The organism is Deinococcus aetherius, from assembly GCF_025997855.1.
Taxonomy (GTDB): Bacteria; Deinococcota; Deinococci; order Deinococcales; family Deinococcaceae; genus Deinococcus; species Deinococcus aetherius.
Window position 1 is genome coordinate 583,080 of sequence record NZ_AP026560.1, and the last position, 22,863, is coordinate 605,942.

General features: G+C 71.2%; 27 protein-coding genes. 12 read left to right on the forward strand and 15 right to left on the reverse strand.

Annotated features, from left to right (window positions below):
• Positions 1-57 precede the first annotated feature (57 nt).
• Entirely contained in the window at positions 58-669 is a 612-nt protein-coding gene (folE, locus tag DAETH_RS03075; RefSeq protein WP_344870222.1) for a GTP cyclohydrolase I FolE, read from the forward strand.
• 54 nt (positions 670-723) lie between these two features.
• Here folE and DAETH_RS03080 read toward each other — a convergent pair whose 3' ends face one another.
• The 4 genes from DAETH_RS03080 to DAETH_RS03095 all read right to left on the reverse strand — a co-directional run bounded on the left by DAETH_RS03080 (position 724) and on the right by DAETH_RS03095 (position 2,720).
• The gene (locus DAETH_RS03080; RefSeq protein WP_264776467.1) at positions 724-888 is read right to left on the reverse strand and encodes a hypothetical protein; all 165 of its coding nucleotides are present in this window, start codon (positions 886-888) and stop codon (positions 724-726) included.
• Positions 889-968: 80 nt separating this feature from the next.
• Positions 969-1,115, reverse strand: a complete 147-nt coding sequence (locus tag DAETH_RS03085; RefSeq protein WP_264776468.1) for a hypothetical protein — start codon at positions 1,113-1,115, stop codon at positions 969-971.
• Positions 1,112-1,537: a Fe-S cluster assembly sulfur transfer protein SufU gene (sufU, locus tag DAETH_RS03090; RefSeq protein ID WP_264776469.1), complete on the reverse strand. Its 426-nt coding sequence runs from the start codon at positions 1,535-1,537 to the stop codon at positions 1,112-1,114. The genes DAETH_RS03085 and sufU overlap by 4 nt, the downstream gene beginning before the upstream one ends.
• Before the next feature lie 4 nt (positions 1,538-1,541).
• Positions 1,542-2,720, reverse strand: coding sequence for a M20 family metallopeptidase (locus tag DAETH_RS03095; RefSeq protein WP_264776470.1), 1,179 nt, complete (start codon positions 2,718-2,720; stop codon positions 1,542-1,544).
• A 223-nt stretch (positions 2,721-2,943) separates the two neighbouring features.
• Here DAETH_RS03095 and DAETH_RS03100 point away from each other — a divergent pair, with 223 nt between their 5' ends.
• Together DAETH_RS03100 and DAETH_RS03105 are read left to right on the forward strand one after the other, a co-directional pair.
• Complete coding sequence (locus DAETH_RS03100) at positions 2,944-3,162, forward strand: hypothetical protein (RefSeq protein ID WP_264776471.1); 219 nt, start codon at positions 2,944-2,946, stop codon at positions 3,160-3,162.
• 52 nt (positions 3,163-3,214) lie between these two features.
• The gene (locus tag DAETH_RS03105) at positions 3,215-3,535 is read left to right on the forward strand and encodes a hypothetical protein (protein WP_264776472.1); all 321 of its coding nucleotides are present in this window, start codon (positions 3,215-3,217) and stop codon (positions 3,533-3,535) included.
• Positions 3,536-3,603: 68 nt separating this feature from the next.
• On the opposite strand, the gene DAETH_RS03110 is transcribed toward DAETH_RS03105, so the two are convergent.
• Complete coding sequence (locus DAETH_RS03110) at positions 3,604-4,854, reverse strand: vWA domain-containing protein (RefSeq protein WP_264776473.1); 1,251 nt, start codon at positions 4,852-4,854, stop codon at positions 3,604-3,606.
• Between the two features lie 2 nt (positions 4,855-4,856).
• Positions 4,857-5,750 carry an AAA family ATPase gene (locus DAETH_RS03115; protein WP_264776474.1) on the reverse strand — a complete coding sequence of 298 codons (894 nt, stop codon included), beginning with the start codon at positions 5,748-5,750 and terminating at the stop codon, positions 4,857-4,859.
• Positions 5,751-5,832: 82 nt separating this feature from the next.
• Here DAETH_RS03115 and DAETH_RS03120 point away from each other — a divergent pair, with 82 nt between their 5' ends.
• Positions 5,833-6,861: an acyltransferase family protein gene (locus DAETH_RS03120; RefSeq protein ID WP_264776475.1), complete on the forward strand. Its 1,029-nt coding sequence runs from the start codon at positions 5,833-5,835 to the stop codon at positions 6,859-6,861.
• A 25-nt stretch (positions 6,862-6,886) separates the two neighbouring features.
• Complete coding sequence (locus tag DAETH_RS03125) at positions 6,887-7,174, forward strand: hypothetical protein (protein ID WP_264776476.1); 288 nt, start codon at positions 6,887-6,889, stop codon at positions 7,172-7,174.
• A gap of 58 nt (positions 7,175-7,232) precedes the next feature.
• On the opposite strand, the gene DAETH_RS03130 is transcribed toward DAETH_RS03125, so the two are convergent.
• On the reverse strand, positions 7,233-7,697 hold the full coding sequence (locus DAETH_RS03130) for an SRPBCC family protein (protein WP_264776477.1): 465 nt from the start codon (positions 7,695-7,697) through the stop codon (positions 7,233-7,235).
• A gap of 148 nt (positions 7,698-7,845) precedes the next feature.
• On the opposite strand from DAETH_RS03130, the gene DAETH_RS03135 reads away from it, so the two are divergent.
• Entirely contained in the window at positions 7,846-8,493 is a 648-nt protein-coding gene (locus tag DAETH_RS03135) for a nucleotidyltransferase family protein (protein ID WP_264776478.1), read from the forward strand.
• 31 nt (positions 8,494-8,524) lie between these two features.
• On the opposite strand, the gene DAETH_RS03140 is transcribed toward DAETH_RS03135, so the two are convergent.
• From DAETH_RS03140 to DAETH_RS03150, 3 genes are read right to left on the reverse strand one after another with little or no spacing between them, the layout of a single operon-like run.
• Entirely contained in the window at positions 8,525-9,322 is a 798-nt protein-coding gene (locus DAETH_RS03140) for a CHAD domain-containing protein (RefSeq protein WP_264776479.1), read from the reverse strand.
• A gap of 37 nt (positions 9,323-9,359) precedes the next feature.
• Entirely contained in the window at positions 9,360-10,178 is an 819-nt protein-coding gene (locus DAETH_RS03145; RefSeq protein WP_264776480.1) for a metallophosphoesterase, read from the reverse strand.
• Positions 10,175-10,441, reverse strand: a complete 267-nt coding sequence (locus DAETH_RS03150; protein WP_264776481.1) for a hypothetical protein — start codon at positions 10,439-10,441, stop codon at positions 10,175-10,177. Before DAETH_RS03150 ends, DAETH_RS03145 begins: the two co-directional genes overlap by 4 nt.
• 182 nt (positions 10,442-10,623) lie before the next feature.
• On the opposite strand from DAETH_RS03150, the gene DAETH_RS03155 reads away from it, so the two are divergent.
• The 3 genes from DAETH_RS03155 to DAETH_RS03165 all read left to right on the forward strand — a co-directional run bounded on the left by DAETH_RS03155 (position 10,624) and on the right by DAETH_RS03165 (position 12,823).
• Positions 10,624-11,529, forward strand: coding sequence for a metallophosphoesterase (locus DAETH_RS03155; RefSeq protein ID WP_264776482.1), 906 nt, complete (start codon positions 10,624-10,626; stop codon positions 11,527-11,529).
• A gap of 152 nt (positions 11,530-11,681) precedes the next feature.
• Entirely contained in the window at positions 11,682-12,125 is a 444-nt protein-coding gene (locus DAETH_RS03160) for a BglII/BstYI family type II restriction endonuclease (RefSeq protein ID WP_406585101.1), read from the forward strand.
• Positions 12,125-12,823, forward strand: coding sequence for an MT-A70 family methyltransferase (locus DAETH_RS03165; protein ID WP_264776483.1), 699 nt, complete (start codon positions 12,125-12,127; stop codon positions 12,821-12,823). The genes DAETH_RS03160 and DAETH_RS03165 overlap by 1 nt, the downstream gene beginning before the upstream one ends.
• Positions 12,824-12,845: 22 nt before the next feature.
• On the opposite strand, the gene DAETH_RS03170 is transcribed toward DAETH_RS03165, so the two are convergent.
• The 3 genes from DAETH_RS03170 to DAETH_RS03180 form a co-directional block, all read right to left on the reverse strand.
• Entirely contained in the window at positions 12,846-13,982 is a 1,137-nt protein-coding gene (locus DAETH_RS03170; RefSeq protein ID WP_264776484.1) for an HD-GYP domain-containing protein, read from the reverse strand.
• A 205-nt stretch (positions 13,983-14,187) separates the two neighbouring features.
• Positions 14,188-15,435: a serine hydroxymethyltransferase gene (gene glyA / locus DAETH_RS03175; RefSeq protein ID WP_264776485.1), complete on the reverse strand. Its 1,248-nt coding sequence runs from the start codon at positions 15,433-15,435 to the stop codon at positions 14,188-14,190.
• A gap of 76 nt (positions 15,436-15,511) precedes the next feature.
• Positions 15,512-16,999, reverse strand: coding sequence for a potassium/proton antiporter (locus DAETH_RS03180; RefSeq protein ID WP_264776486.1), 1,488 nt, complete (start codon positions 16,997-16,999; stop codon positions 15,512-15,514).
• Between the two features lie 282 nt (positions 17,000-17,281).
• Between DAETH_RS03180 and pheS the strand changes: the two genes are divergently transcribed.
• Together pheS and DAETH_RS03190 are read left to right on the forward strand one after the other, a co-directional pair.
• Positions 17,282-18,301: a phenylalanine--tRNA ligase subunit alpha gene (gene pheS, locus DAETH_RS03185; RefSeq protein ID WP_264776487.1), complete on the forward strand. Its 1,020-nt coding sequence runs from the start codon at positions 17,282-17,284 to the stop codon at positions 18,299-18,301.
• Between the two features lie 4 nt (positions 18,302-18,305).
• Positions 18,306-18,812 carry an NUDIX hydrolase gene (locus DAETH_RS03190; RefSeq protein WP_264776488.1) on the forward strand — a complete coding sequence of 169 codons (507 nt, stop codon included), beginning with the start codon at positions 18,306-18,308 and terminating at the stop codon, positions 18,810-18,812.
• Positions 18,813-18,874: 62 nt separating this feature from the next.
• On the opposite strand, the gene DAETH_RS03195 is transcribed toward DAETH_RS03190, so the two are convergent.
• Positions 18,875-19,237 (reverse strand): endonuclease domain-containing protein, encoded by a 363-nt coding sequence (locus tag DAETH_RS03195; RefSeq protein WP_264776489.1) that lies wholly within the window; start codon positions 19,235-19,237, stop codon positions 18,875-18,877.
• Between the two features lie 125 nt (positions 19,238-19,362).
• Here DAETH_RS03195 and DAETH_RS03200 point away from each other — a divergent pair, with 125 nt between their 5' ends.
• The gene (locus DAETH_RS03200) at positions 19,363-21,822 is read left to right on the forward strand and encodes a phenylalanine--tRNA ligase subunit beta (RefSeq protein WP_264776490.1); all 2,460 of its coding nucleotides are present in this window, start codon (positions 19,363-19,365) and stop codon (positions 21,820-21,822) included.
• 24 nt (positions 21,823-21,846) lie between these two features.
• On the opposite strand, the gene DAETH_RS03205 is transcribed toward DAETH_RS03200, so the two are convergent.
• On the reverse strand, positions 21,847-22,830 hold the full coding sequence (locus tag DAETH_RS03205; protein WP_264776491.1) for an NUDIX domain-containing protein: 984 nt from the start codon (positions 22,828-22,830) through the stop codon (positions 21,847-21,849).
• Positions 22,831-22,863 lie beyond the last annotated feature (33 nt).

Consider the following 22,863-nt stretch of genomic DNA (forward strand, 5'->3'; position numbering starts at 1 on the left):
TAGACTCGGAGCCATTCAAGACGCGCCCCGTGTGGGCGTGAGAGGGGGAAACCGACCTTGACCACCTACCCGACCATCAGCGCCGCTGATGAGCAACTCGAAGTTCCCGGGCTGAGCGCCCTGGCCCACGACTGGCTGAGCGCCATCGGCGAGGACCCGGAGCGCGAGGGGTTGCAACGAACGCCGCACCGCGTGGCGAAGGCGTGGAGTTTCCTGACCGCCGGGTACCACAAGACGCTGCAAGACGCCGCCGGGGACGCCGTGTTCGCCGCCGAGGGCAGCGAGATGGTCCTCGTGAAGGACATCGAGTTCTACTCCATGTGCGAGCACCACATGCTGCCCTTCTACGGGCGGGCGCACATCGCCTATATCCCGGACGGCAAGATCCTGGGGCTGAGCAAGTTCGCCCGCATCGTGGACCTGTACTCGCGCCGCCTCCAGGTGCAGGAGCGCGTCACCACCCAGATCGCCGACGCCGTGGAGGAGTTGCTGAACCCCCGGGGCGTCGCCGTGCTGATGGAGGGCGTCCACCTCTGCATGGCGATGCGCGGGGTGCAGAAGCAGAACTCCTCGACCACCACGAGCGCGATGCGGGGGCTGTTCAAGGAGGACATGCGGACCCGCATGGAGTTCCTGAGCGCCGTGCAGACCACCCTGCGCAGCCGCTGAGCCGCCGATCCCGCCGACTTCTCAGGCGGCCTCCCGGGACGCGCTGGCCCCGTCTCAGGTCAGCGCGTCCGCTTCGTCCAGCCCCGCGCGTTCCAACGCCGCGCGCAGGCTGTCGTGGCGGGCCACGTACACCACCTGGCCGTCCACCACCCGGGAGTGGGAGGCGACAGGCGCCTCACCCACCACGGCGCCCGTCTCTGGGTCGTGCCACCGTCCCACCTGGTCGTGGACGACCTCGACATCCCGACCAAGGCGGCAAGGCGGCGCCGGGTGTCGAGACTCGATCCGGCCCGCCCCAATCAGTCGGCAAGGACGGCGTGACCATACGCGCTCCCCCGTGGCCCGACGATCTCGATGTCAGGAGCGGAAAGGGCGAGCAGCCGCATCTCGTTCCGCGCGTCGACGGCCTCCTCCCAGGCGCGGACGACCTCGGCGGGGGTGTTCATGCGCTCCGGGCTTCCACCAGCGCCGCGTCCAGCGCGTTCCAGGCGAGCAGAGCGCACTTGCGCCGGGCATGCAGGCGGCTCACGCCCGCGAGTGCCACGAGGTCCCCCAGCACCGGGTCGGGTGGAGCTTCGCCCATCACCATCGCGCGGTACCCGGCGGCGAGGGCCCGGACCTCCTCCAGCGTCTTGCCCTTCAACGTCTGGGTGAGCAGGCTCGCGCTCGACTGGCTGATCGCGCAGCCACGCCCGGTGAAGCTCAGCCCGGCCAGCCGCCCCTCCTCCACCTGCACCCACACGGTGACCTGATCGCCGCAGCCGGGGTTGTCGAGGGTCACGTGGGGAGCGCCCGCGATCTCGCCCCGGCCCCGGGGGCGCCGCTCGTGGTCACTGATGATCTGGCGCGCGACGGCTTCCGGCAGCACGGCCCTACTCCGGCAGGGTCAGGCGCAGCGCGGCGGCGTGCAGCATCCGCACGCCCGTCTCCAGGCTGGCCTCGTCGAGGGTGAAGCGCGGGTGGTGGTGCGGCCAGCGGCTGTCGGCCTCGTCGCTGCCGCTTCCGACGTTGAAGTACGCCCCGGGTGCTTTCTGGAGGTACGCGCTGAAGTCCTCCCCACCCATCGTGGGTTTCGCGTCCTGGTAGTGCCCTTCGCCCACCGTCTCCAGCGCGATCTCCCTCAGCCGCTCCGCCACCCAGTCCGTGTTGATGACGGGCCGGTAGCCGGGCTCGTACTTGAATTCGTAACTCGCCCCGTGCGCCTCGCACACACCCTTGATCACCCGCTCGATCAGCCCCGGCGCCCGGTTCCGCAACTCCTCGTCGAAGGTCCGCACCGTGCCCATCATGTTCGCGGTGTCGGGGATGACGTTGTGCGTCGTGCCGCTGTGGAAGGACGTGACCGACACCACGAGCGCGTCGAGCGCGGCGACGTGGCGGCTCACCACATGCTGGAGGTTGGTGACGACCTGCGCCCCCACCGCGATGGGATCGACCGCCTGCTCGGGGTGCGCCCCGTGCCCGCCCTTGCCCCTGATCAGAATCTCGATGGTGTCGGGCGCGGCCATGAAGGGCCCCGGCTTGACCGCCACCAGCCCCACCGGAAGCTGGCTGTTGAGGTGCAGCCCCGTCACCACGTCCACCCCGTCCATGAGAGCCGTCTCCATGACGAGTTCCTCCGCGCCGCCCGGCCCGATCTCCTCGGCGTGCTGGAAGATCATGCGGACCTCGCCGGGGACGTTCGCCGCGCCCGCCGACAGCAGGCGCGCGACGCCCAGCAGGATCGCCGTGTGTCCGTCGTGGCCGCAGGCGTGCATGGCGCCCGGGTTCTGCGAGCGGAACTCAAAGGTGTTCTCCTCCTCCATCGGCAGGGCGTCGATGTCGGCGCGCAGGAGGACCGTGCGGCCCGGTTTGCCCCCTTTCAGGACCGCCAGCACGCTCGTCGCGGTGGGGCGTGAGACCGTCAGCCCGGGCATCTTCCGCAGCTCGGCCTCGATGTAAGCCGCCGTCTCGTGCTCGTGAAAGCCGACCTCGGGGTGCATGTGCAGGTGGCGCCGCCAGGCCACGAGCTGTTCGCGCAGGGAGGCGACCGGGTCCACGGTTTGGGTCATGCCCCAGTGTAGGGCGCGGCCCGCCCGGCTATCCGCCGCCCGCCCGACTGTCCCCGGTGCCCGAACGGGGCACACTCTGGCCCATGACGGACCCCCGCGAGCAGGCCGCCGCCGAAACCCTCCGCGCCGCGCGGAGCCGTCCTCTCCCGGACCCTGGAGAACGGTGAACCCGTCTCGGCCTTCCCTCAGCAACTTTTCCTCTTCGGGCGTCGTAATGGAAGCCATGAAGACGACTCGTGCCCGTGGCGGCGGCAAGGTCAGCAAGTGGATGGTCTACGCCCCCATCGCTCTCGAACTCATCGGCCTGATGCGGCGCAACCAGAAGGCCAAGCGCGGCAAGTACACCAAGCTGCGCAAGCGCGACCGCGCCCTCGACTTCCTGCTCGGCCAGGCGGAGCGGCGGCTGGGCAAGCGGACGGCGGCCAAGCGGCGCTGGTTCTGAGGTGGACCGGGGAGCCGGGCGACTGGGCCGAGCCTTGCTCCTCGCGGCGCTGATGACGGCCCTGTCCGCGCTCGTCCGCCAGAGCGGCTGGCTCTTCTGGCGGGAGGGAAAGAACGCCCTCGTCCTGGCGCTCACGGTCACTCCCTTCTTGCTAGCCTTCCTGTCGCTCCTCGGGTTAGAGCGGGCGGGCCATTCGTCGGGCGTGGTGGCGGGAACGTGGTGTGCTCTGGGACTCCTGATCGTGACCGGCCTGCTGTATCTTCCGTCCGGCTTGGGGGGTCCCGCCTTTGTGGTCTACCCGCTGTCGATTCTGATCCTCGGCGCCCCCGTCTTCGCTGTGCTCTCGTGGAGGGTGTGGCGAAGAGGGCGCTAACCTCCGGGAAACGGCGCCTCAGCTTCTCAGGATGGGGTGCGGGCCTTGCCTACCGCGTCCCCCTCCCCCTACCACCGCCCCCGCAACGCCCGGGCCAACGCGTGCAGGTCGGCCACCCCCCCGGCGGGCAGGAAAGCGTCGAGGTGCGGCAGGGCGGCCTGCACCGCGCGCTGCACGGGTTGATACCCGGGCGTGGCGGCGAGCGGCGAGAGCCAGGCGAGCAGGCCCGCCCGGTGCCCGAGGTCCCGCAGGGCGCGGGTCAGATCCTCCGGCTCCCCGGTGTCGAGGCCGTCGCTGAGGATGAGCACGATAGTGTCGCGGGTCACGCGCGCCCGTTCGTCGCGGGCCAGCCGCAGCAGGTTCTCCCCGATGCGGGTGCCGCCCCCCCAGGCGTCGCCGAGGTCGGGGAGGTGCAGCGCCTCGCCGGGGGGAGCGCCGCGCAGGGTGGGAGTCAGGCGGGTCAGTGCCGTGCTGAAGGCGTAGACCTCCACCCGCCGCGCCCGCAGGTGCAGCGCGTGGGCGAAGCGCAGCAGCAGCGTGGCGTTCCGGCCCATGCTGCGGCTGCCGTCCAGCACGATTAGGAAGCGGGGCGCGCGGCGCGGGCGGCCCAGCCAGCGCAGCCGCGCCGGGTCGCCCGCCGTCTTGGCCGAGCCCCGCAGGGTCCGCCGCAGGTCGAGCCGCGTTCCCCGCGACATGGGGACCCGCCGCTGGGCCCGCCCCAGCTCCACCGCCCGCACGAGGGCCCCCGCCGCCCGCAGCAGTTCCGGCAGATCGTCGCCCCCCGCCTCCACCCGGCCCCCCTCCCCCGCGTGGGGGCTGAGCCGGGCCTGGAGCAGCCGGGGCGGGTCTGCCGGGTCGTCCGGCTCGCCCTCCGTCTCGCGCGGGGGGGTGCGGCCCTGGAGGGCCTGAACCTCCCCCGCCTCCAGCGAGTCCTCGGCCCGCGACTCGCCGGGCACCGGGCGCGGCTCCCCCGCCTCCCCCTGAACCCGCTGGGGAGGGGGGGGCGGCGCCTCCGTCTGCGGCAGGAGAGGCGGCAACTCGGGCGGGGGCGGCCCGGTGCGGGGCCGGAAGAAGGCGTCGAACTCGGCGTCGAAGACGGGCGCCTGGGCCGGGCTGGCGGTGAAGACCAGCCGCAGCGCGTCGCGCACCTCGCGCAGGCGCAGCACGTCCACCGCGCCGAGGGCCCGCAGGGCGTCCGTCACCTCGCCGGGCCCGATCAGGAAGCCGTGCGCCGCCCGGAGCCGCGCCGCGAAGGCCACGACCCGCGCCGGGAGGTCAGCGGGGAGGAGGTGGGGAGGCGCGTCCAGGCTCGTCCCCACCCTCAGCCTCTCGCCAGCCGTTCCAGGGTCGCGCGGGCGAGGGCCTGGTCCTCGCGCAGCTTGAGGACGGCCCCCAGGGTGACGTGCAACGCCCCCTCGTCGAGGTGGTCGCGGTGCAGGGCGACGAGCGCGGCGGCCCAGTCGAGCGTCTCCGCCACCCCCGGCGGCTTGCCCAGCGGCAGCTCGCGCAGGGTGTGGACGGCGCGCGTGACCTGGGCGGCGAGAGATTCGCTGATGCCGGGAAGCCGGGCCTTGACGATCTCCAGCTCCTGCGCCCGGCTGGGGTAGTCCACCCACAGGTACAGGCAGCGGCGGCGCAGGGCGTCGCTGAGTTCCCGGGCGCGGTTGCTCGTCAGGATCACGTGGGGGCGGGCGGTCGCGGTGATCGTCCCCAGCTCCGGCACCGTGACCTGCCACTCCGCGAGGAGTTCGAGGAGGAAGGCCTCGAAGGCGTCGTCGGCGCGGTCCACCTCGTCGATCAGCAGGACGGGCGGGGTGGGCTGGCTGATCGCCTCCAGCAGGGGGCGGCGCATCAGGAACTCGGGGCCGTAGAGTTCGGCGTCGGTCACCGGGCGCCCGCCCGCCTCCGCCGCGCGCAGGTGCAGGAGTTGACGGGCGTAGTTCCACTCGTAGAGGGCGGCCTGCGCGTCCAGCCCCTCGTAACACTGGAGGCGGATCAGCCGGGCGCCCAGCGCCCCCGCCAGCGTCTTCGCCGCCTCGGTCTTGCCCACCCCCGCCGGGCCCTCCAGCAGCAGGGGCTTGCCCAGCGCCACGACGAGCCGCAGCGCCGTCACCAGCGCGTCCCCCGCCACGTATCCCCGCTCCCGGAAGGCGGTGCGCAGATCAATCGGCGCGGGGACGGGGGCGGTGGGGCTCGGCTCGGGGCGGTCACTCATGGCTCTATCCTCGCTTGTTGGGGGGCGACGTGCGGTAAGGAGAGAAAGAAAAAGGTCAGGTCGGACAGGTGACCCTGATCCGGTGAGACTCAACAGCTTCGACGCCCTGCGTATCCTTGCCGCTCTGGCTGTGATGGTCTCCCACGCCTGGCAGGTGACGAGCGGCGGCATCGACACGGACCCACTGTACCGACTCTCGGATGGGCAGATGACGCTCGGGGCGCTCGCCGTCACGGCGTTCTTCGGGATGAGCGGTTACCTGGTCATGGGGTCGTGGGAGCGCCGACCGGACGTGGTGGCGTTCGCCCGGGCCCGGGCCCTGCGCATCTGGCCCGCCCTGATCACGGTTGTGGCCGCGACCGTGGTCCTGGTCGGCCCGGTGTTGAGCACGGACCCCGGGTACTGGACGGGCGCGCAGACATGGGCGTACGCGCAGAACCTGTTCCTGCATCAGCCCCCCGGGGGCCAGCGGTTCCTGCCGGGGATGTTCGAGACCAATCCGCTGCCCCGCGTAGTCGACGGGCCGCTTTGGACGCTGGAGTACGAGGTGGGGTGCTATACCGCAGTGCTGGCTCTGGGCGCTGCACGGCTGCTCACCCGGGAGAGCGTCACGGCCCTGGCCCTGGCCCTCGCCCTGATCGTCTGGCGGGTACCGGGGGCACAGGGGCAACCGTGGCTCTATCTCCCCCTCGCCTTTGCGACTGGTGCGGCGCTGCACGCCTGGCGGACCCGAGTGCCGTGGCGGCGCGACCTCGCCCTCGCGGCGCTCCTGCTGGTCGTCGCGGGGACTGCTGGGACGGGATTGCGCCCGCTCGCCAGCACCGCCGGGCTGTACGCCCTGCTCCACCTGGGACGGGGTTGGCGTCTGGCAGGCTGGGGACGCTGGGGCGATCCCAGCTACGGCATCTACCTGTGGGGGATGTTGGTTCAGCAGGTGGTCGTGTCCCTCGGCTGCGGCCTCACGCCCGCCTCCAACCTGCTCATCAGCGTCCCAATGACCGTAGTGCTGGCTTACACCTCCTGGCACCTCGTGGAGCGGCGTGCCCTGGCACTCAAGGATCGCCCAGCCCTTCACCTTCCGTCCATCCTGGCGCGGGTGAGGGACGCGTGACAGCCCGCCGCCTACCCTTGGGGCCATGACCGTGCCCTTTCTGCTCTGCGTGCTGATGGTGGTCGCCTCGGGCCTCCACTTCGGCGCCCGCGCCGCGACCCTGCACCCCGCCCGCCGCCTGCCCCTGACCCCCGTCCTCGCCCACGCCGCCGTGTCGCTGGGCGCGGTGTGGCTCGGCGCGCTGCTCGACCCCACCCCCGCCCGGCTGCTGTGGCTCTTCGTCGTCGCGGCGAGCGTGGCCGGATTCGTCGCCGGGGTGCTCCGGGTGCGTCCAGTTCCCGAGGCCGAGCCGACGCCCGCCTCCACATCCTGAGCCGCCCAGAAACGGCGCCGCTCCTCCGGGATGGGGGAGCGGCGTCTTTCCGCCCGGCTCAGGCCAGGGTGCCCGACTGCTCGCCCACCTGCGCACTCATGTTCTGGAAGGTCTTCTGGATGAGCTTCTGCGCCTGGGCGTCGAGGACGCGCCCGCCCACCGTGGCGACCGGGCCGCGCATGGTCGCGTCGCCCGTCCAATCGAGGGTGGTCGTGCCGTTGCCGTTGTCCACGATGTTCGCTCCCGCCGTCAGATCCACCACGCTGCCCAGGCCGCCGCCCTGCACCTTCACGTTCACGCGGTTGGCCGCCTCGTCGGGAAGCACCTCGATCTTGAACTTGAACTTGCCGCGCACCATCCCCACGCCGACCTGCACGGTCGCGTCCATGTGGGTCTGGTCGTGGACGACGACCTCCTGCACGTCGGGCAGGCAGCGCGCCACCCGCTCGGGGTCCTGCACGAAGGCCCACACCGCCGCCGGGGGGGCCTGCACCTGCTCCTGACCGCTGTAATTGAGTTTCATGGGTCACCTCGGGCTGCGCCTGAATGAGGACCGTGCCGGACCACCGGGAAGACCCGGCCAGATTGTCGAACGTCTCTCATTGTGCCCGATTCGTAGCGGGCGGGGGAGCGTTACCGGAAGAGGAACGCGGGAAGGCTAGACTCGCCGGGTGCCCGAGTTCTCACCTCCCCCGCCCGTCTGGGGCGTCCTGCTCGCGGCGGGCCGCAGCACCCGGATGGGCCGTCCCAAGCAACTCCTGCCCCTGCGCGGGGTGCCCCTGGTGCGCCACGCGGCGCTGTCGCTGGCGGAGGGCGGGCACGACGGCCTGCTCGCCGTGCTGCCCCCGGGCGAGGTGGGGGAGGGCGTCCGCGCGGCGCTCGCCGACCTGCCCTTCGCCTTCGTGGAGAACCCCGACCCGGCGCGGGGGCTGGCGAGTTCCTTCCGGGTCGCGGCGCAGGCCCTGCCCCCTGGAATCGCCGGGGCGAACTTCGTGCTGGGGGATATGCCGCTCGTCACCCCGGGGGTGCACGCCGCCCTCGTGCGGACCTTCCGGGAGACGGGCGCCCCCGCCGTGCTGGCCCGCTACGGGGACCCCGGGGAAGAGGCGGTCGGGGCCCCGCCGCACCTCCTGCGCGCCGACCTTCTGCGCGACCTTCCCGACCTCCCCGACGCCGACCACGGCCCGCGCGCCCTGCTTCGGGCCCACCGGGCGGGGGCCCTTACCCTCACCTTCCCCGCCGCGCACCTCCTCGACGTGGACACCCCGGAGGCCCTCGCACAGGCGGAGGCGCGGCTGGCCGACCTCCCGCCGCGCTGATTCCCACCTCCTGCCGTAAGGGGGCGGGGTGTTACGCCTGGGCGGAGGCGGGCTCGCCGCCCGGCCTGACCCGCCCTTCCTTCTCCCCGGCCTTGTCCTTCCCGCCCGCCGCGCGCAGGGCCCCCGCGAAGGCCGGGAAGAGGGTGCGCACCCACGCCCGCGCCGCCTTGCCCGCCGCCGCCTCGCGGACGAGGAGCTGGTCGCGGAATTCACCCAGGAGCCCCACCAGGGCCGGGTCGTCCCGCAGCAGGGTGGTGGTCACTTCCGTGTCCTGGAGGCGCCCCAGCGCGTCGAGCACGTCGGTCAGCGGCGTGGGCACGTCGCCGAGGAGGTCGAGGGTGTAGCGGTATCTCTTGAGGTTCTTGCGCCACTCGTGCCAGACCGCCGTGTCCTCGGAGGCGAGCGCGGCCTCCCCCTCCCGGATCAGGTCGTCCACGTCCCCGGCGGCGAGCTTGCGGGCTCGGCCCTTCCAGCCCCCCTTGAGGTCGTAGGAGGGCGGCCTCTGCGGCCACTCGGTCCCCGCCAGGAGGCCGGCGCGCCGGGCGGACCACTCCGCGTCGAAGCGGTCGAGGAGGGGAGGGGGGGCGCCCAGCCCCACGAGCGCCGCACGCAGGTGGCTCCCGGCGACGTCGTGGTCGCGCAGCGGGGCGGCGGCGCGGCGCAGGTCCCGCCACGCGCGCCTGACCTTGCCGCCCGCCCCCGCCACGCGGAGCTCGGCCTGGGCGCGGCGGGTGAGCTTGCGGGCGGCGTGGACGGCCCCCGGGTCCCCGGCCTTGAGAGCGGGCCAGACTTCCTCCAGCCGGGCGGCGGTGGGGCTGCGTTTCGTCATGTCTCTTTCCCTCCAGACGGCGCCCGGTCGGGGGCGCTCAGTAGGCGGCGGGCAGGGGCACGGGCCGGGTGGGCAGCGCCTCCCCGAAGGCCGCGTACCGCCGCGCCGCCCCGGGGTCCCCCGGACCATACAGGATCGTCACGGGCGGGGGGGAGAGCACGTTCACCGGGAGCAGGGCGAGCCGTCCCGTCTCGTAGGCCCCCAGGTCGAGGTACACGTGCCGGTCCACCTGCACCGGGGACTGGACGGGTGTGTGCCCGTGCACGCTGTAGGTCACGCCGGGGGGCAGCGGGAAGGGACCGTCGAAGGGCCGCAGCCACAGCGCCGCCGCCTCGGGGTTGGGGTACTGGCGGTGCGCGACGGGCGGGCTCGCGTGCGCCACCAGCACGCTCAGCCCGGCGGGCGGCTGGCCCTCGACCTCGCCGCTCGCGGTGACGTACACCACCCGCCGCAGCGAGTCCAGGTACTCGGCGAGGGGGGCGGGGAAGCGTTCCAGGGTCAGCCCGCCGAGTTCGCGCCGCACGCTCTCGCCGCCGTTGCCCATCCACCAGCGAAAGCCCTCCAGGGCACGGCGGTAATCCTGGGGGTCGCCCGTCTCCCGAAAGCGGCGGTACCACTTGACTCCCTCCCAGGCCATCCGCTCGTGGTTCCCCATCAGCAGGGTCGCCCGGCCCTGCTGGTGCAATTCGAGGAGCAGCTCCGCGCAGCCCTGGCTGTGCAGCCCCCGGTCGATGGCGTCCCCCAGGCTCAGGAAGTGCGTGTCCGGTCCCCACGTGTCCCCCGCGTACCCGATGGCCGCCGCGAGCAGGTCTGCCCGCCCGTGCAGGTCCGGGATGATGACGACGGGCCGGTTCACGCCCTCTCCCCGTCATCCGGCGCGTCGCTGAAGTCGAGGAGGGTCTGCTTGCTGCGCTCCCGCAGGAGGCGCGCCCCATCCGGTTCTGGGCTGAACTCCACGCCCTGCCCGGTCACGGTCACCCGGTAGGCCGCCCCGTCCCGCGCCCCCGGCAACCACTCCGCCGGAAGCTGGAACGTGCGGCCCCGCGTGTCCTCCACGTCCGCCAGGCCCGTGTCCTCGTCGAGCACGTCCACCACCAGCACCTCACCCGCCCACGTCATACCCGCTAGTCTACCCGGATGCGCACGGCCCGCCTCCCCCTTTGGGGGGATGCCCGCCGCCCGCGCGTCTGCTGGGATGGGGGTGTGACGCCGCCCCTCCCCATGAGCGCCCCGTCCTCCCGGAGCGACCTGCTCAGCCCGGGCCCCCGGCCGGGTCGCTCCCCTGCCCTATCCTGGTGCCCATGACCCGCCCCAACTCCGCTCCCGTCACCCGCCGCCGGGTGCTGCGCGGCCTGCTGGGCGGCGGCGCGGCGCTGGGCGCCCTCGGCGGGGTGGGGGCGGCGCAGGCGTACGCCTTCGGCGTGACCCGCGAGCGGGCCACCCTGCCCGGCCTGCGCACGCCGGTGCGCGTCGCCTTCCTGACCGACCTGCATTACGGGCTGTACGTGGGCCCCGGCAGCGTGCGCGCCTGGGTGGACGCCGCGAACGCCGAACGCCCCGACCTCGTGCTGCTGGGGGGCGACTTCATCGACATCCCCTCTGGCGACTCGCCCGCTGGCCTGTTTCCCGAACTCGCCCGGCTCCGCGCCCCCCTAGGCGTCTACGGCGTGTGGGGCAACCACGACTACGACTCCTTCGGGCGCCGCGATTCGCGCCGGGGAGGCCGCGCCCGCCCCGACTGGGAGGCGCGGCGGGACAGCCTGACGGCCGAGTTCGCCCGCGCGGGGGTCACCCTGCTCTTGAACACGGGGCGGGCGCTGCGCGACGACCTCTGGCTGGGGGGCGTGGACGACTTCTGGCAGGGCCGCCCCGACCTGGCGGCGGCCCTCGCCGGGGCAGGGGACCGCGCGACCCTCCTGCTCAGCCACAACCCGGACGTGCTGCCCGACCTGCCCGCCCCCGTCGGTCTGACCCTGTGCGGGCACACGCACGGCGGCCAGATTCGCCTGCCCCTGGTCGGCGCCGTTCATGTGCCCAGCCGCTACGGGCAGCGTTACGCGATGGGCTGGGTGCGTGGCGCCCACGGCACTCCCGCCTACGTCAGCCGTGGCCTGGGCACGAGCGGCGTGCCGCTGCGCAACCTCTGCGAGCCGGAGGTCACGCTGCTCACGCTGACGGGGGAGGCAGAGGCTACTCTGGACAAGTGATCCCCTGTGGCACTTGACCTCATCCCCGCTTCCCTGCGTGAGAAGTACGAGGTGCACGAGTGGAAGCACGCCTGCGCTATTCTCGCAATGGACTTCCCCGAGGAGTGGCAGGACATCGTCGACCTGTTGAATGACTTCCGCTTCTGCCAGTCCTGGATCACGTCGGGGGCGGCAACAAGAGCCGGGTGGCCGACGCCATCGACGGGTTCCTGACGGGGCGCGGCTGGCGGGAGAAGAAGTTCGCTACCGCCGTCACTGTGGACGGCGTGCAAAAAGACAGCCCCACCCACAAGGTTGACTGTTTCAAGAACCGGGTGGCGCTCGAAGTCGAGTGGAACAACAAAGACTCCTTCTTCGACCGCGACCTCAACAACTTCCGCCTGCTGTTCGACCTGCGGGCGATCAGCGTGGGGGTGATCATCACCCGCTGTGATCACCTGCAAGACATCTTCAACCGACTGGGTCGGGGAAGCAGCTACGGCATGAGCACCACCCACATGGGCAAACTGCTGCCCCGCATCGAGGGAGGCAGCGGCGCGGGCTGTCCGGTCCTGGTGATCGGGATCAGTGAGCGGGTCTACCGGGAGGACTGCTGATGGCCGGTGAAGCTGCCGTGAATGAGGCCCCGCCAACCCCCGCCGACGACTTCCGCCGGGACGTGCGGGGCCAGTTCGCCACCATCCTTGCCGACCCGCCGTGGCAATTCACCAACCGCACCGGCAAGGTCGCCCCCGAGCACCACCGGCTGAGCCGTTACCCGACGCTCGATCTGGAGGCCATCAAGGCCATTCCCGTGGCCGAGGTCGCCGCGCCCACCGCCCACCTCTACCTCTGGGTGCCGAACGCCCTGCTGCCCGAGGGTCTGGCGGTGCTCAGCGCCTGGGGCTTTACGTACAAGACCAACCTGATCTGGCACAAGGTCCGCAGGGACGGCGAGCCGGACGGGCGGGGCGTGGGTTTTTATTTCCGGAACACGACCGAGATCATCCTGTTCGGGGTACGCGGCCCGAATGCCCGCACCCTCGCGCCCGGGCGCCGCCAGGTCAATATCCTCAAGACGCAGAAGCGCGAGCACTCCCGCAAACCCGACGAGCAGTACAGGCTGATCGAGGCTTGCAGTCCCGGTCCCTATCTCGAACTGTTCGCGCGCGGCGCACGGCCCGGTTGGACGGTTTGGGGCAACCAGGCCGACGAAACTTACGCGCCGACTTGGGAAACGTACGCCAACCATTCCGGGGTGGGGCGTGCCGTGCCGGGACTCCCCTCCCTCTTTCAGGAGGGGGCCGACGACTGATCGGTGAGGCCCAGCCAGACGGTCACGCGGGTTGTCCCGGCCCGTCCCCCGCCAGCTGCAGCAGGGCCGCCACCACCGCCGGGTCGAACTGGGTGCCGCTTCCCGCCGCCAGGTAGTCCACCGCCTCCGCGTGGGTCCAGGCCCGCTTGTAGGGCCGCTCGCTCACCAGGGCGTCGTACACGTCGCAGGGGGCGAAGATGCGGGCGCCCAGGGGGATCGCCTCGCCTGCTAGGCCGTGCGGGTAGCCCTGCCCGTTCCACCACTCGTGGTGGCTCAGGATCACGTCGAGCGCCCCCTGCGGCAGGAAGGGCAGTTGCCCCACCAGCCGCGCCCCGTCGAGCACATGCTCCTCCATCCGGGCGCGGGAGGGGGGGTCCAGCCGCCCCGGGTGGTGCAAGATCGCGTCCGGAAGACTGATCTTGCCGAGGTCGTGGAGGTACGCCCCCCATCGCAGGGCGCGCAACTCCGCCCCCCTGAGCCCCAGCGCCGCGCCCAGCCGCACGGCGAGGGCCGTCACCCGGTCGGTGTGGCCCTGGGTTTCGGCGTCGCGGGCCTCCAAGGTCAGGCCCAGGACCCGCAGGGCCCCCTCGTGCGCGGCCTGCTCGCGCTCCTCGGCGTCGAGCCGGGCCGCGACGAGGGACAGCAGCCCGGTCACGCCCGCGAAGAGGGCCCGCTCCTCCTCCGTCCACTCGTGCGAGGTGAAGGCGTGCGAGAGCAGCGCCCCCACCAGCCGCCCGCCCCCGTCGTGGATGGGCGCGGCGGTCAGGGCGAGCACCCCGAGGTCAGGAAAACCCGCCGCCTCGACGTGATCCCGGGTATCCGCGAAGAACAGCGCCCCCGGAGTCCCCGTGAGTGCCCGCAGCAGCGGCAGTTCGGCGGGCAGCCCGTGGGCGAGCAGGGCCTCCATCATCGGCCCCTGGGGCATCTCGCCGCTCGCCGCGCGGGCGTGGAAGGTCAGACTTCCCTCCCGCAGTTGGAAGTACCCCGCCCCCACGGCGGCGGTGCGCTCCACGAGCGCGTCGAGGGCGGGCCGCATCGCGCTCCCCAGATCGGGGGCCATCAGCCCCATGCGTGTGAGCCCCAGGGTCAGGTCGGCCACCGAGGTCGCCTGCCCTGAGCCGGGAGCCGTCACCGTCCGGGGTGGAAAGGAGCCCGCCATACTCCAGCGTACTCGACAGGCTGTGATCGCCGTGCTCCGTTCGGTTGACGGGAGAAACAACGCCCCACCAACGTAACGGAGGCCGCTTCCATCACGGGTTCTCGCCCTGCTCCGCAGCCTTGCAAGTTCGCCCGGGCCGCATGGCTGACGCAGACACCCTGCCCCCCGTGCGGCCACCGCCGGGAGGTCAGCAGGGCGGCCTCCCTCAGGGCAGCGGGAAGCCCCCCGCGAAGGCGTGGACCTCCGCCCTCACGTCCTCGCCCCCCAGGGCCCGGTCGATCAGGCCCGCGATGGTCTCCATGTCCGCCTCCACCATCCCGCGCGTCGTCACGGCGGGCGTGCCGAGGCGGATGCCGCCCCCGTGGAGAATCTTTTCCGTGTCGTACGGCAGGGTGGACTTGGAGATGGTGATGGCGTTGGCGTCCAGCCGCTTCGTCGCCTTGGTGCCGTTGAGCCCCTGCGGCCGGATGTCGAGCACGAAGAGGTGGTTGTCGGTGCCTCCCGAGACGACCCGGTAGCCCCGGTCCTGGAACGCCCTCGCCAGCGCCTGCGCGTTCTTGATGATCTGCGCGCAGTAGTCCCTGAACTCGGGCCGCAACGCCTCGCCGAACGCGACCGCCTTCGCGGCGATGACGTGCTCCAGCGGCCCGCCCTGATAGCCGGGAAAGACGGCCCGGTCGATCTTCGCGCCCAGCTCCACGTCGTTGCTCAGGATGATCCCGCCGCGCGGCCCCCGCAGCGTCTTGTGCGTCGTGGAGGCGACCACGTGCGCGTGCGGCAGCGCGCCCGGGTGCAGCCCCGCCGCGATGAGTCCGGCGATGTGCGCGATGTCCGCGAACAGGATGGCGCCCACCTCATCCGCAACCTCCCGGAACGCCGCGAAGTCGATGATCCGGCTGTACGCGCTCGCCCCGGCGATGATCATCTTCGGTTTGTGCTCGTGGGCGAGGCGGCGCACCTCCTCCATATCGAGGAGTTCCGTGTCCGGGTTCACCCTGTACCCGACGATCCGGTACCGCAGCCCCGAGAAGTTCACCGGGTTGCCGTGCGTCAGGTGCCCCCCGTGCGAGAGGTCCATGCCGAGCACCGTGTCCCCCGGCTCGATCAATGCGTTGTACACGGCGAGGTTCGCGCTGCTTCCCGAGTGCGGCTGCACGTTCGCCCACTCGGCGCCGAACAGCTCCTTCACCCGCTCGATGGCGAGGCGCTCCACCTGATCGACGACCTCGCAGCCGCCGTACCAGCGCTTGCCGGGATACCCTTCCGCGTACTTGTTCGTCAGCACGCTCCCCTGCGCCTCGCGCACGGCGGCGGAGGTGAAATTCTCGGAGGCGATCAGCTCCAGCCCCACGCGCTGGCGCTCAGCCTCCTGTGCGATCAGGTCGAAAAGTGCCGGATCTTGGGCCGCCGTGTCGCGGACGGCGAGGGCGGGTTTCTCGGCGGTGCTCGTCATGGGGGTACGGTAACACTGCGGGGTGAGGGGGATCGGGGGCTTGTCTCCGCAATGGGGACGTGGGCAAGAGAGGTTCCTACCGCGCGCCGCGCGCCGCTTCCCGCGCCCCCTCTCCCAGCCTCCCCCGCACCTCCCGCAACTCCGCCTCCCCGGCGAGCACGAGCACGCTGTCCCCGGCGAGCAACTCGGTCGCCCCCTTGGGGATCAGGAACTCCCCGGCGCGGTGGATCAGGATGACCAGGGCCCCCGGCGGCAGGTGCAGGTCCACGATGCGGGCGCCGTCGGCGTCGCTGCCCGCCCGCACCTCGACCTCGACCATCTCGTTCTTGTTGTGGCCGGTCGGCGTGTAGGTGATCGGGTAGGCCGCCCTGGCGGGCAACGTCTCGCGCACGCCGAGCCAGCGGGCGACGAGGGTGAGGGTGGTGCCCTGGAGCAGCACGCTCGTCAGCACGATGAAGAAGACGATGTTAAATAAGGTCTGCGCCTGCGGCACCCCGGCGAGGAGCGGAAAGGTGGCGAGCACGATGGGCACCGCGCCCCGCAGCCCCACCCACGCGACCATCGTCTTCTCGTTCAGCGGCATCCGCGCCCGCGCGAGGCTCAGGTACACGCTGACCGGCCGCGCCACGAACACGAGCACGAGGGCGCACGCGAGCGCGAGCCCGGCGGTGGGCAGCAGCTCGCGCGGGTTGACGAGGAGCCCCAGCGTGAGGAACATCGCCACCTGCATCAGCCACGCCAGCCCGTCGTGGAAGGAGATCAGGCTGCGCTTGTGGATGAAGTCGCTGTTGCCCAGGATCACGCCCGCGATGTAGACGGCGAGAAAGCCGCTGCCACCAACCACTGCCGCCCCGCTGAAGATCGTCAGCGCGAGGGCCAAGCTGAGGACCGAGTACAGCCCCTCGAACTGGAGCAGAAGGCGGTTGAGCACCCACAGCGCCGCCCGCCCGAGGACCACGCCGAGCAGGGCGCCCAGGACCATCTGCCGCAGGAAGAGGGGCACGATATCGAGGACGCCCGCCCCGGGCGAGGCGATCAGCTCAATGATCCCGATGGTCAGGAAAACGGCCATCGGGTCGTTCACGCCCGACTCGAACTCCAGCAGCGGGTCGATGTCGCCCTTCAGGCCCAGGTTGCGCTCCTTGAGGACGCTGAAGACCGCCGAGGCGTCCGTGCTGCTCACGATGGCCCCGAGAAGCCACGCGCTGAGCCACGGAAAGCCGAAGGCGAAGTGGGCGAACGCGGCCATGACGCCCGCCGTGAGGAGGACGCCCAGGGTCGCCAGACTCAGGCCGCGCCTGACCACGGGCCGCACAAGCCGCCAGTTCGTGTCGAGCCCGCCCTGAAAGAGGATGAAGCACAGCGCGACCGTGCCCAGCACCTGCGCCAGCCGGTAGTCGTAGAACTGGATGCCCAGCCCGTCCGACCCGGCGAGCATCCCCACGCCCAGGAAGAGCAGCAGCCCGGGGATGCCCAGCCGTCCCCCCAGCCGACTCACGATCAGGCTGGCGAGGAGCAGCACGCCCGCCACGAGCAGGAAGACCTCCGTGTGAACCTCACCCATGCGGGCATGGTGGCACAGGGGTGAGGGGACGGCGTTGCCGCCGCATGACCCGTGTGGGGTCGCCAGTCGCCAGTCGCCAGGACACGCCGGGAGGGTGGCTAAGCTCTCCGGCCTGTTGACCCCTACCCCCTCGCCCGCTACCCTGACCCCATGACGCCCCTCGCCGGTTCACGTTCGCCGTTTCCGCGCGGCGGGGTCACGCTGACCTGAGCCCCGGTCGAGCGCCTTGTCCCCGCCGCGTTCTTCGCGTGGCGGGGATTTTCTTTTCGCGAAGGAGTCCCCATGAGAGAAGAAGCCCTGCAAGCCATCCGGCAAGCCCCCGACCTCGATACCCTGCAAGCCGTCAAGACCCGCTACGTCGGCAAGAGCGGCCTCGTCACCCGAGAACTCGGCGGCCTCGGCAAGCTGCCCCCCGAGGAGCGCAAGGCGCGCGGCGCCGAGATCAACGCCCTGCGCCAGACCATCGACGCGGCGCTGGGGGAGCGCGAGGCCACCCTCAAACGCGCGGCCCTGGATGCCAGGCTCGCCTCGGAGGCCATCGACGTGACCCTGCCCGGTTTGGGTCTCCCGGCGGGCGGCCTGCACCCCATCAGCCGCGTGTACGACGACCTCGTGGGCCTCTACGAGCGCATGGGCTACACGGTCGTCGAGGGCGACGAGGTCGAGGACGAGCACCACAACTTCGAGGCGCTGAACGTGCCGTGGTATCACCCCGCCCGCGACCTGCAAGACACCTTCTGGCTGGAGGACGGCCGGTTGCTGCGCACCCACACCAGCCCGATGCAGGTGCGCTACATGGTGGACCACGAGCCGCCGCTGAAGGTCGTCGTGCGCGGCAAGGTCTACCGCTACGAGGCGACCGACGCCACCCACGAGGCGATGTTCCACCAGCTTGAGGGCCTCGTCGTCGGCGACGGTATCAGCATAGCCGACCTCAAGGGCACGATTGCCGAGATGGCGCGCGGGCTGTACGGCCCCACGGCCAGGGTCCGCTTCCAGCCGAGCTACTACCCCTTCGTGGAGCCGGGCGCCGACTTCGCGGTGTGGTGGGAGAACCCGCGCGGCGAGAGCAAGTGGCTCGAACTCGGCGGCTCGGGCATGGTCCACCCCAACGTCTTCCGGGCGGTGGACGATCTGCGGGAAGCCCAGGGCAAGCCGCGCGTGTACGAGGGCAAGACGGGCTTCGCCTTCGGGCTGGGGCCGGAGCGGATCGCGATGCTGAAGTACGGGATTCCGGATATTCGGTACTTCTACGCGAACGATCCCAGGGTGATCGGGCAGTTTCGGGGGGAGTTGGGGTAGGGAGATGCCCGAAGCCTTCGCCATCCCGTGTGTCGGGGCCATCATTCGCCGCCAGATAGATGGTCAGGAGTTCATCTTGATTCAGGAGCGCCGAAAGGCTGGCGGTGGAATCGAGAACGGGATGCTGGAACTGGCCGCTGGAAAAGTGCGCGAGTACGAAAATGTCTTCGACGCTCTGCGGCGGGAAGTGCGTGAGGAGACGGGCCTTACCCTCACCAGCATCCAGGGGGAGCAAGGGCGAACTGTCCAAACGGTGAACGGATATGAGGTCATGAGCTTTATGCCTTTCTGCATCACTCAGAATCTCTCGGGTGGGTATTCGATCCTCCTGCATTCCTTTGTCTGTGAGGCCGACGGCATCCTGCTCGAAGGAACTGCCGAGACAGCAAACATTCGCTGGATAAGTAAGAGCGAATGCCAGGAGATGCTGAGGGAGCATCCCGCTGATTTTTACCCTCTGCATATCAACGCTCTGAGCAAGTATCTGGGCGTGAAAGAAGAGTTGAAGTGAACGTAGCAAGGGTTGCCCGGCTCGTTCACCCCCTCCCAACCTCCCCCCTCAAGGGGGAGGGGTTAAAGGGTCTTTCGGGCTTCAAGGGTCTGCTGGGTTCGTTCCAGCACGCTACTCAAGTTGGTTCTCACCTCGCTGTTCCAGAAGCGCAACGTCTCGAAGCCGTGTTCGGCCATATCCGCGTCGCGTGCCCGGTCCGCCTCGCTGTTCAGGTGTTTGCTGCCATCGAGTTCGATGACGAGGGTGCGCTCGTAGCACACGAAATCCGCTACGTACCGGCCCATCGGTTCCTGTCGCCGGAAGCTCACGCCCAGCCCCTTGCCCCGCAGATGCTGCCAAAGCAGCGTCTCTTCAGGGGTCATACGTTGCCGCAACGAACGCGCAACGTCCGAGGACGGACTGGTTCTGGACCAACGTTGAGACACACATCAACCTAACGCGCCTGCCTTCTTTTCTCCCTCCCCCTTGAGGGGGGGGGGCCGGGGAGGGGGTGAACGGGCCGAGCGTCCCGAAAAACGAAGTTCCCAACTCCCCCAATTCGAGGTCCTCCATGAAACTCCCCTACTCTTGGCTCCAAGAATTGATTCCCCAACTCCCCCCCGCCCCCGACCTCGAACCCATCCTCGCCAGCATGGGCTTGCCGCTGGAGGAGATCGAGGAGGTCCCCGCTCCCGCCGAGGGGGTCCTCCTCGCCGCCGTCACCGCCGCCGAGCCCATCGAGGGGACGGCGCTCACCAGGCTCTCGCTCGACGTGGGGCCGTACGGCCCGCGCACCATCGCCTCCGGGGCTCCCAACGCCGTCGGCCTGCCTGCGGGCACGATGGTCGCCCTCGTCACGCCAGGGACGAGGCTGGGCGATACGGAATATGGCGTCCGGCAGATGCAGGGCGTCGAGTCCTGGGGCATGGCCGCGAGCGCGAGGGAACTCGGCATCGGTGAGAGCGGCGCGGGGCTGATGTTGTTCCCGGCGGGGACGGCGGCGCCCGGCACGCCCATGCGCGGGGTATGGCAGGCCGACTCCGTGATCGACGTAGAGGTGACCCCCAACCGCGCCGACGTGCTCAGCGTCTTGGGTCTCGCGCGGGACCTCGCGGCGTTCCTGAGGCTCGACCTCGTGTCGCCGCAGAACGGGCCGCAGCCACATGGCGAGGGCGAGATTCGCGTCTCCCTACCCCCGCGTGGCGTGACCATCGAGCGCGACCCCTCGCGCAAGATTCGCTTCGGCTGCGACCACTTCGCCGCCCGGACGGTGAGCGGTGTGCAGAACGGCCCCTCCCCGCTGTGGATGCAGCGCCGCCTGACGCTCTCCGGGATGCGCCCCATCGACCTGATCGTGGACGCGAGCAACTACGTGATGCTCGAACTCGGTCAGCCCACCGCGCTCTACGACCGCCGGGACGTGGCGGACAGCCAGATCGTCGTCTCCTTCGGCCTTCGTCAAGGCGAGGCCGTACGCGACCTGCTGGGGAACGAGCACACCGTCGGCCCCGAAGACCTTCTCATCCGCGACGGGGGCGAGGTCCACATCCCGACCGTGATGGAAGCTTTCGCCACGGCGGGCCAGCCCAAGCAGGGCCAGGGCGTCCTCGGCATCGCGGGCATCGTGGGCGGCGACCACGGGCACGTGCGGGCCGACACGGCGGACGTGGTGATCGAGTCTGCCCACTTCGACCCCGTTCTGCTCCGGCGCACGAGCACCCGCCTGGGCCTGAAGACCGACGCCGTGTACCGCTACGAGCGCGGCGTGGACCCCCTCCTCGCCCCGCGCGGTGCCGACCGGGTGGCGGGCCTCCTCGCTGAGTACGGCGGCGGTTCACCACATCCCGGCGCCACGGTCGTCGGCACCCCCGAACTCCCTGGCCCCATCGAGGCGACGGGCGGGCAGATTCGCGCCCTCCTCGGCATGGAGGTGGGCACGGACGAGATGGCCGACATCCTCACCCGCCTGGGCTGCCGGGTGGAGCGGGATGGTGACGGCCTGACCGTGACGCCGCCCTCCTGGCGCGTGGACATGAGCATCTGGCAGGACCTCGCCGAGGAGGTGGCCCGGCTGCACGGGTACGGCGACCTCCCCGAGACGTTGCCGAACCTGCGGGTTCACGAGAGCAACCTGGGCGCGGGGCAGGAGAGCGCGGCCCGCACGACCCTGCGCCGCGCCCTGAGCGGTCTGGGGTTCCAGGAGGTTGTGACCTACACCTTCACGAGCGACGAGGAGGCGGGGAAGGCGCGCACCGAAGCCCCGGGCGTCCGCCTGCGCAACCCCCTCACCGCCGACCGGACCGGGATGCGGACGGCCCTCTACCCCAGCCTCCTCAAGGCGGCGCAGGCGCATCCCAAGGGTGAGCGGGTCCTGATCTTCGAGATCGGGCGCGTCTTCCCGGCCCAGGGCGAGCGGGAGCGCCTCGGCCTGCTGATGCGCGGTCCCCTCGCCGCGAACACGTACCAGCCGGGGGTGGCCGGGTCCTTCAGCGCCTTCCGGGGGCTGGTGGAGGCGCTGGCGTCCAGCCTGGGGGCGAGCCTCGACATCCGCCAACTTCGCGGGGACGCGGTGCCCCCCGCCCTACATCCCGGGATCGCCGGGGAGGTCGTGTGGAACGGTGAAAGTGTCGGCTGGCTCGGTGCCCTGCACCCCGAGATCGCGGGGGAGTTCGGCCTGAAGGGCGACACCTTCATGATGGAGGCCGCCCTGCCGCTGCCGGGCCGCACCTGGACCTTCCGCGACCCCAGCCGGGCCCCCGCCGCCTGGCGAGACCTCGCTGTCATCGCCCCGCAGGAGGTCAGCTACGGCGAGATCGCCGCCCTGCTCAGGCGAGAGGCGGGCGAGCTGCTGGAGAGCGTGGAGCCCTTCGACGTGTACGTGGGCGCCCCCATCCCGGAAGGCCAGCGCAGCGTCGCCGTGCGGCTGGTGTTCCGGGGGCAGCGGACGCTGACGGACGCCGAGGTGGACCCGGTGATGGACCGCCTGATCGGGGCCGTCCGGGCGCAGGGGTGGAGCATCCGGGAGAAGTGAGGATGGTGGAGCAGGGGGCTGGGGCTACGTGCTCCGGCCCTCTTTCCATGCCTGGACCATCGCCCGGCTGAATGAGCCGCTGAACTCGTCCTCGCCGGGTAGGGCACCTCTGTCGAACCAGGCCGCTCCGGGAATCTCGTCGGCGGGGAGGGTCAACTTCCCGGTAACGCCGTATGCCCGGTACAGGACGCTCACCACGTCGATCACGTCCCCGTGGGGAAAGGTGAAGCGGTACCCGGCCCCGGCGAACAGGCGCAGGGGCTCCAGCCGGGCGGCACTCAGCCCCGTCTCCTCGAACAGTTCCCGCCGCGCGCACGCCTCGAAGCTCTCACCGGGTTCCAGCCCGCCGCCGGGCAGGGTCCAGCGCCCCGTCTCTCCGTGTTGCAGGAGCAGCAGACGGCTCGCCTCGTCCGTCACGAGCACGTTCGCGCCGGGGGCGAGGAGGGGACGCGGGCCCACCAGCCGCCTCAGTTCCATCAGGTGATTCCCGACGGGCGGAGGGTCCGGGAAGGGGAGCAGAGGCAGGGGCGGCAGGCCCGCCTGGGCGCGCAGGACATTCATGCTGGCCCGGTTGATGTTGCTGCTCAGCGGCGGCAGGTCGTCAAGGGGAAACCAGCGCAATTCCAGCGTCTCCCCGCTGTCGTCCGGTGCGGCGTGAGCGAGGGCGGAGGCGGGCAGGGTGCCGTGCGTCCGCACGCCGACGAGATAGATCTCGTGTCCGTTCGGGTAGCGGTGGTAGAACTCGGGCCCGCTCACCAGCCCCTCCTCCAACGGCAGGAGGCCCAGGTTAGGGCACCTCAGGCCTGTCTCCTCCAGAAGTTCCCGGTGCGCGGCTTCCAAAAAGTTCTCTCCGGGTTCGAGGCCACCGCCCACCAGGCCCCACAGCCCGTCGTCCCCCCGCCGCTGGAGGAGGACTCTGCCGGATTCGTCCCGAAGGAGCACGCTGACGCCCACGGAGACCAGGGGCGCCGAACCCCAGACCCCGCGCAGTTCGAGCAGGTAGGACATGGGCTGCACTCTAGCCGCGCCGAGTGCCTAGCA

What these genes read in the sequence shown, in the direction of transcription:
- DAETH_RS03085 (WP_264776468.1), bottom strand. Translation starts at nt 1,115, where the DNA reads ATGAACACCCCCGCCGAGGTCGTCCGCGCCTGGGAGGAGGCCGTCGAC.
- DAETH_RS03095 (WP_264776470.1), bottom strand. Translation starts at nt 2,720, where the DNA reads ATGACCCAAACCGTGGACCCGGTCGCCTCCCTGCGCGAACAGCTCGTG.
- DAETH_RS03100 (WP_264776471.1), top strand. Translation starts at nt 2,944, where the DNA reads ATGAAGACGACTCGTGCCCGTGGCGGCGGCAAGGTCAGCAAGTGGATG.
- DAETH_RS03105 (WP_264776472.1), top strand. Translation starts at nt 3,215, where the DNA reads ATGACGGCCCTGTCCGCGCTCGTCCGCCAGAGCGGCTGGCTCTTCTGG.
- DAETH_RS03115 (WP_264776474.1), bottom strand. Translation starts at nt 5,750, where the DNA reads ATGAGTGACCGCCCCGAGCCGAGCCCCACCGCCCCCGTCCCCGCGCCG.
- DAETH_RS03125 (WP_264776476.1), top strand. Translation starts at nt 6,887, where the DNA reads ATGACCGTGCCCTTTCTGCTCTGCGTGCTGATGGTGGTCGCCTCGGGC.
- DAETH_RS03130 (WP_264776477.1), bottom strand. Translation starts at nt 7,697, where the DNA reads ATGAAACTCAATTACAGCGGTCAGGAGCAGGTGCAGGCCCCCCCGGCG.
- DAETH_RS03140 (WP_264776479.1), bottom strand. Translation starts at nt 9,322, where the DNA reads ATGACGAAACGCAGCCCCACCGCCGCCCGGCTGGAGGAAGTCTGGCCC.
- DAETH_RS03150 (WP_264776481.1), bottom strand. Translation starts at nt 10,441, where the DNA reads ATGACGTGGGCGGGTGAGGTGCTGGTGGTGGACGTGCTCGACGAGGAC.
- DAETH_RS03155 (WP_264776482.1), top strand. Translation starts at nt 10,624, where the DNA reads ATGACCCGCCCCAACTCCGCTCCCGTCACCCGCCGCCGGGTGCTGCGC.
- DAETH_RS03165 (WP_264776483.1), top strand. Translation starts at nt 12,125, where the DNA reads ATGGCCGGTGAAGCTGCCGTGAATGAGGCCCCGCCAACCCCCGCCGAC.
- DAETH_RS03170 (WP_264776484.1), bottom strand. Translation starts at nt 13,982, where the DNA reads ATGGCGGGCTCCTTTCCACCCCGGACGGTGACGGCTCCCGGCTCAGGG.
- glyA (WP_264776485.1), bottom strand. Translation starts at nt 15,435, where the DNA reads ATGACGAGCACCGCCGAGAAACCCGCCCTCGCCGTCCGCGACACGGCG.
- DAETH_RS03180 (WP_264776486.1), bottom strand. Translation starts at nt 16,999, where the DNA reads ATGGGTGAGGTTCACACGGAGGTCTTCCTGCTCGTGGCGGGCGTGCTG.
- pheS (WP_264776487.1), top strand. Translation starts at nt 17,282, where the DNA reads ATGAGAGAAGAAGCCCTGCAAGCCATCCGGCAAGCCCCCGACCTCGAT.
- DAETH_RS03190 (WP_264776488.1), top strand. Translation starts at nt 18,306, where the DNA reads ATGCCCGAAGCCTTCGCCATCCCGTGTGTCGGGGCCATCATTCGCCGC.
- DAETH_RS03200 (WP_264776490.1), top strand. Translation starts at nt 19,363, where the DNA reads ATGAAACTCCCCTACTCTTGGCTCCAAGAATTGATTCCCCAACTCCCC.
- DAETH_RS03205 (WP_264776491.1), bottom strand. Translation starts at nt 22,830, where the DNA reads ATGTCCTACCTGCTCGAACTGCGCGGGGTCTGGGGTTCGGCGCCCCTG.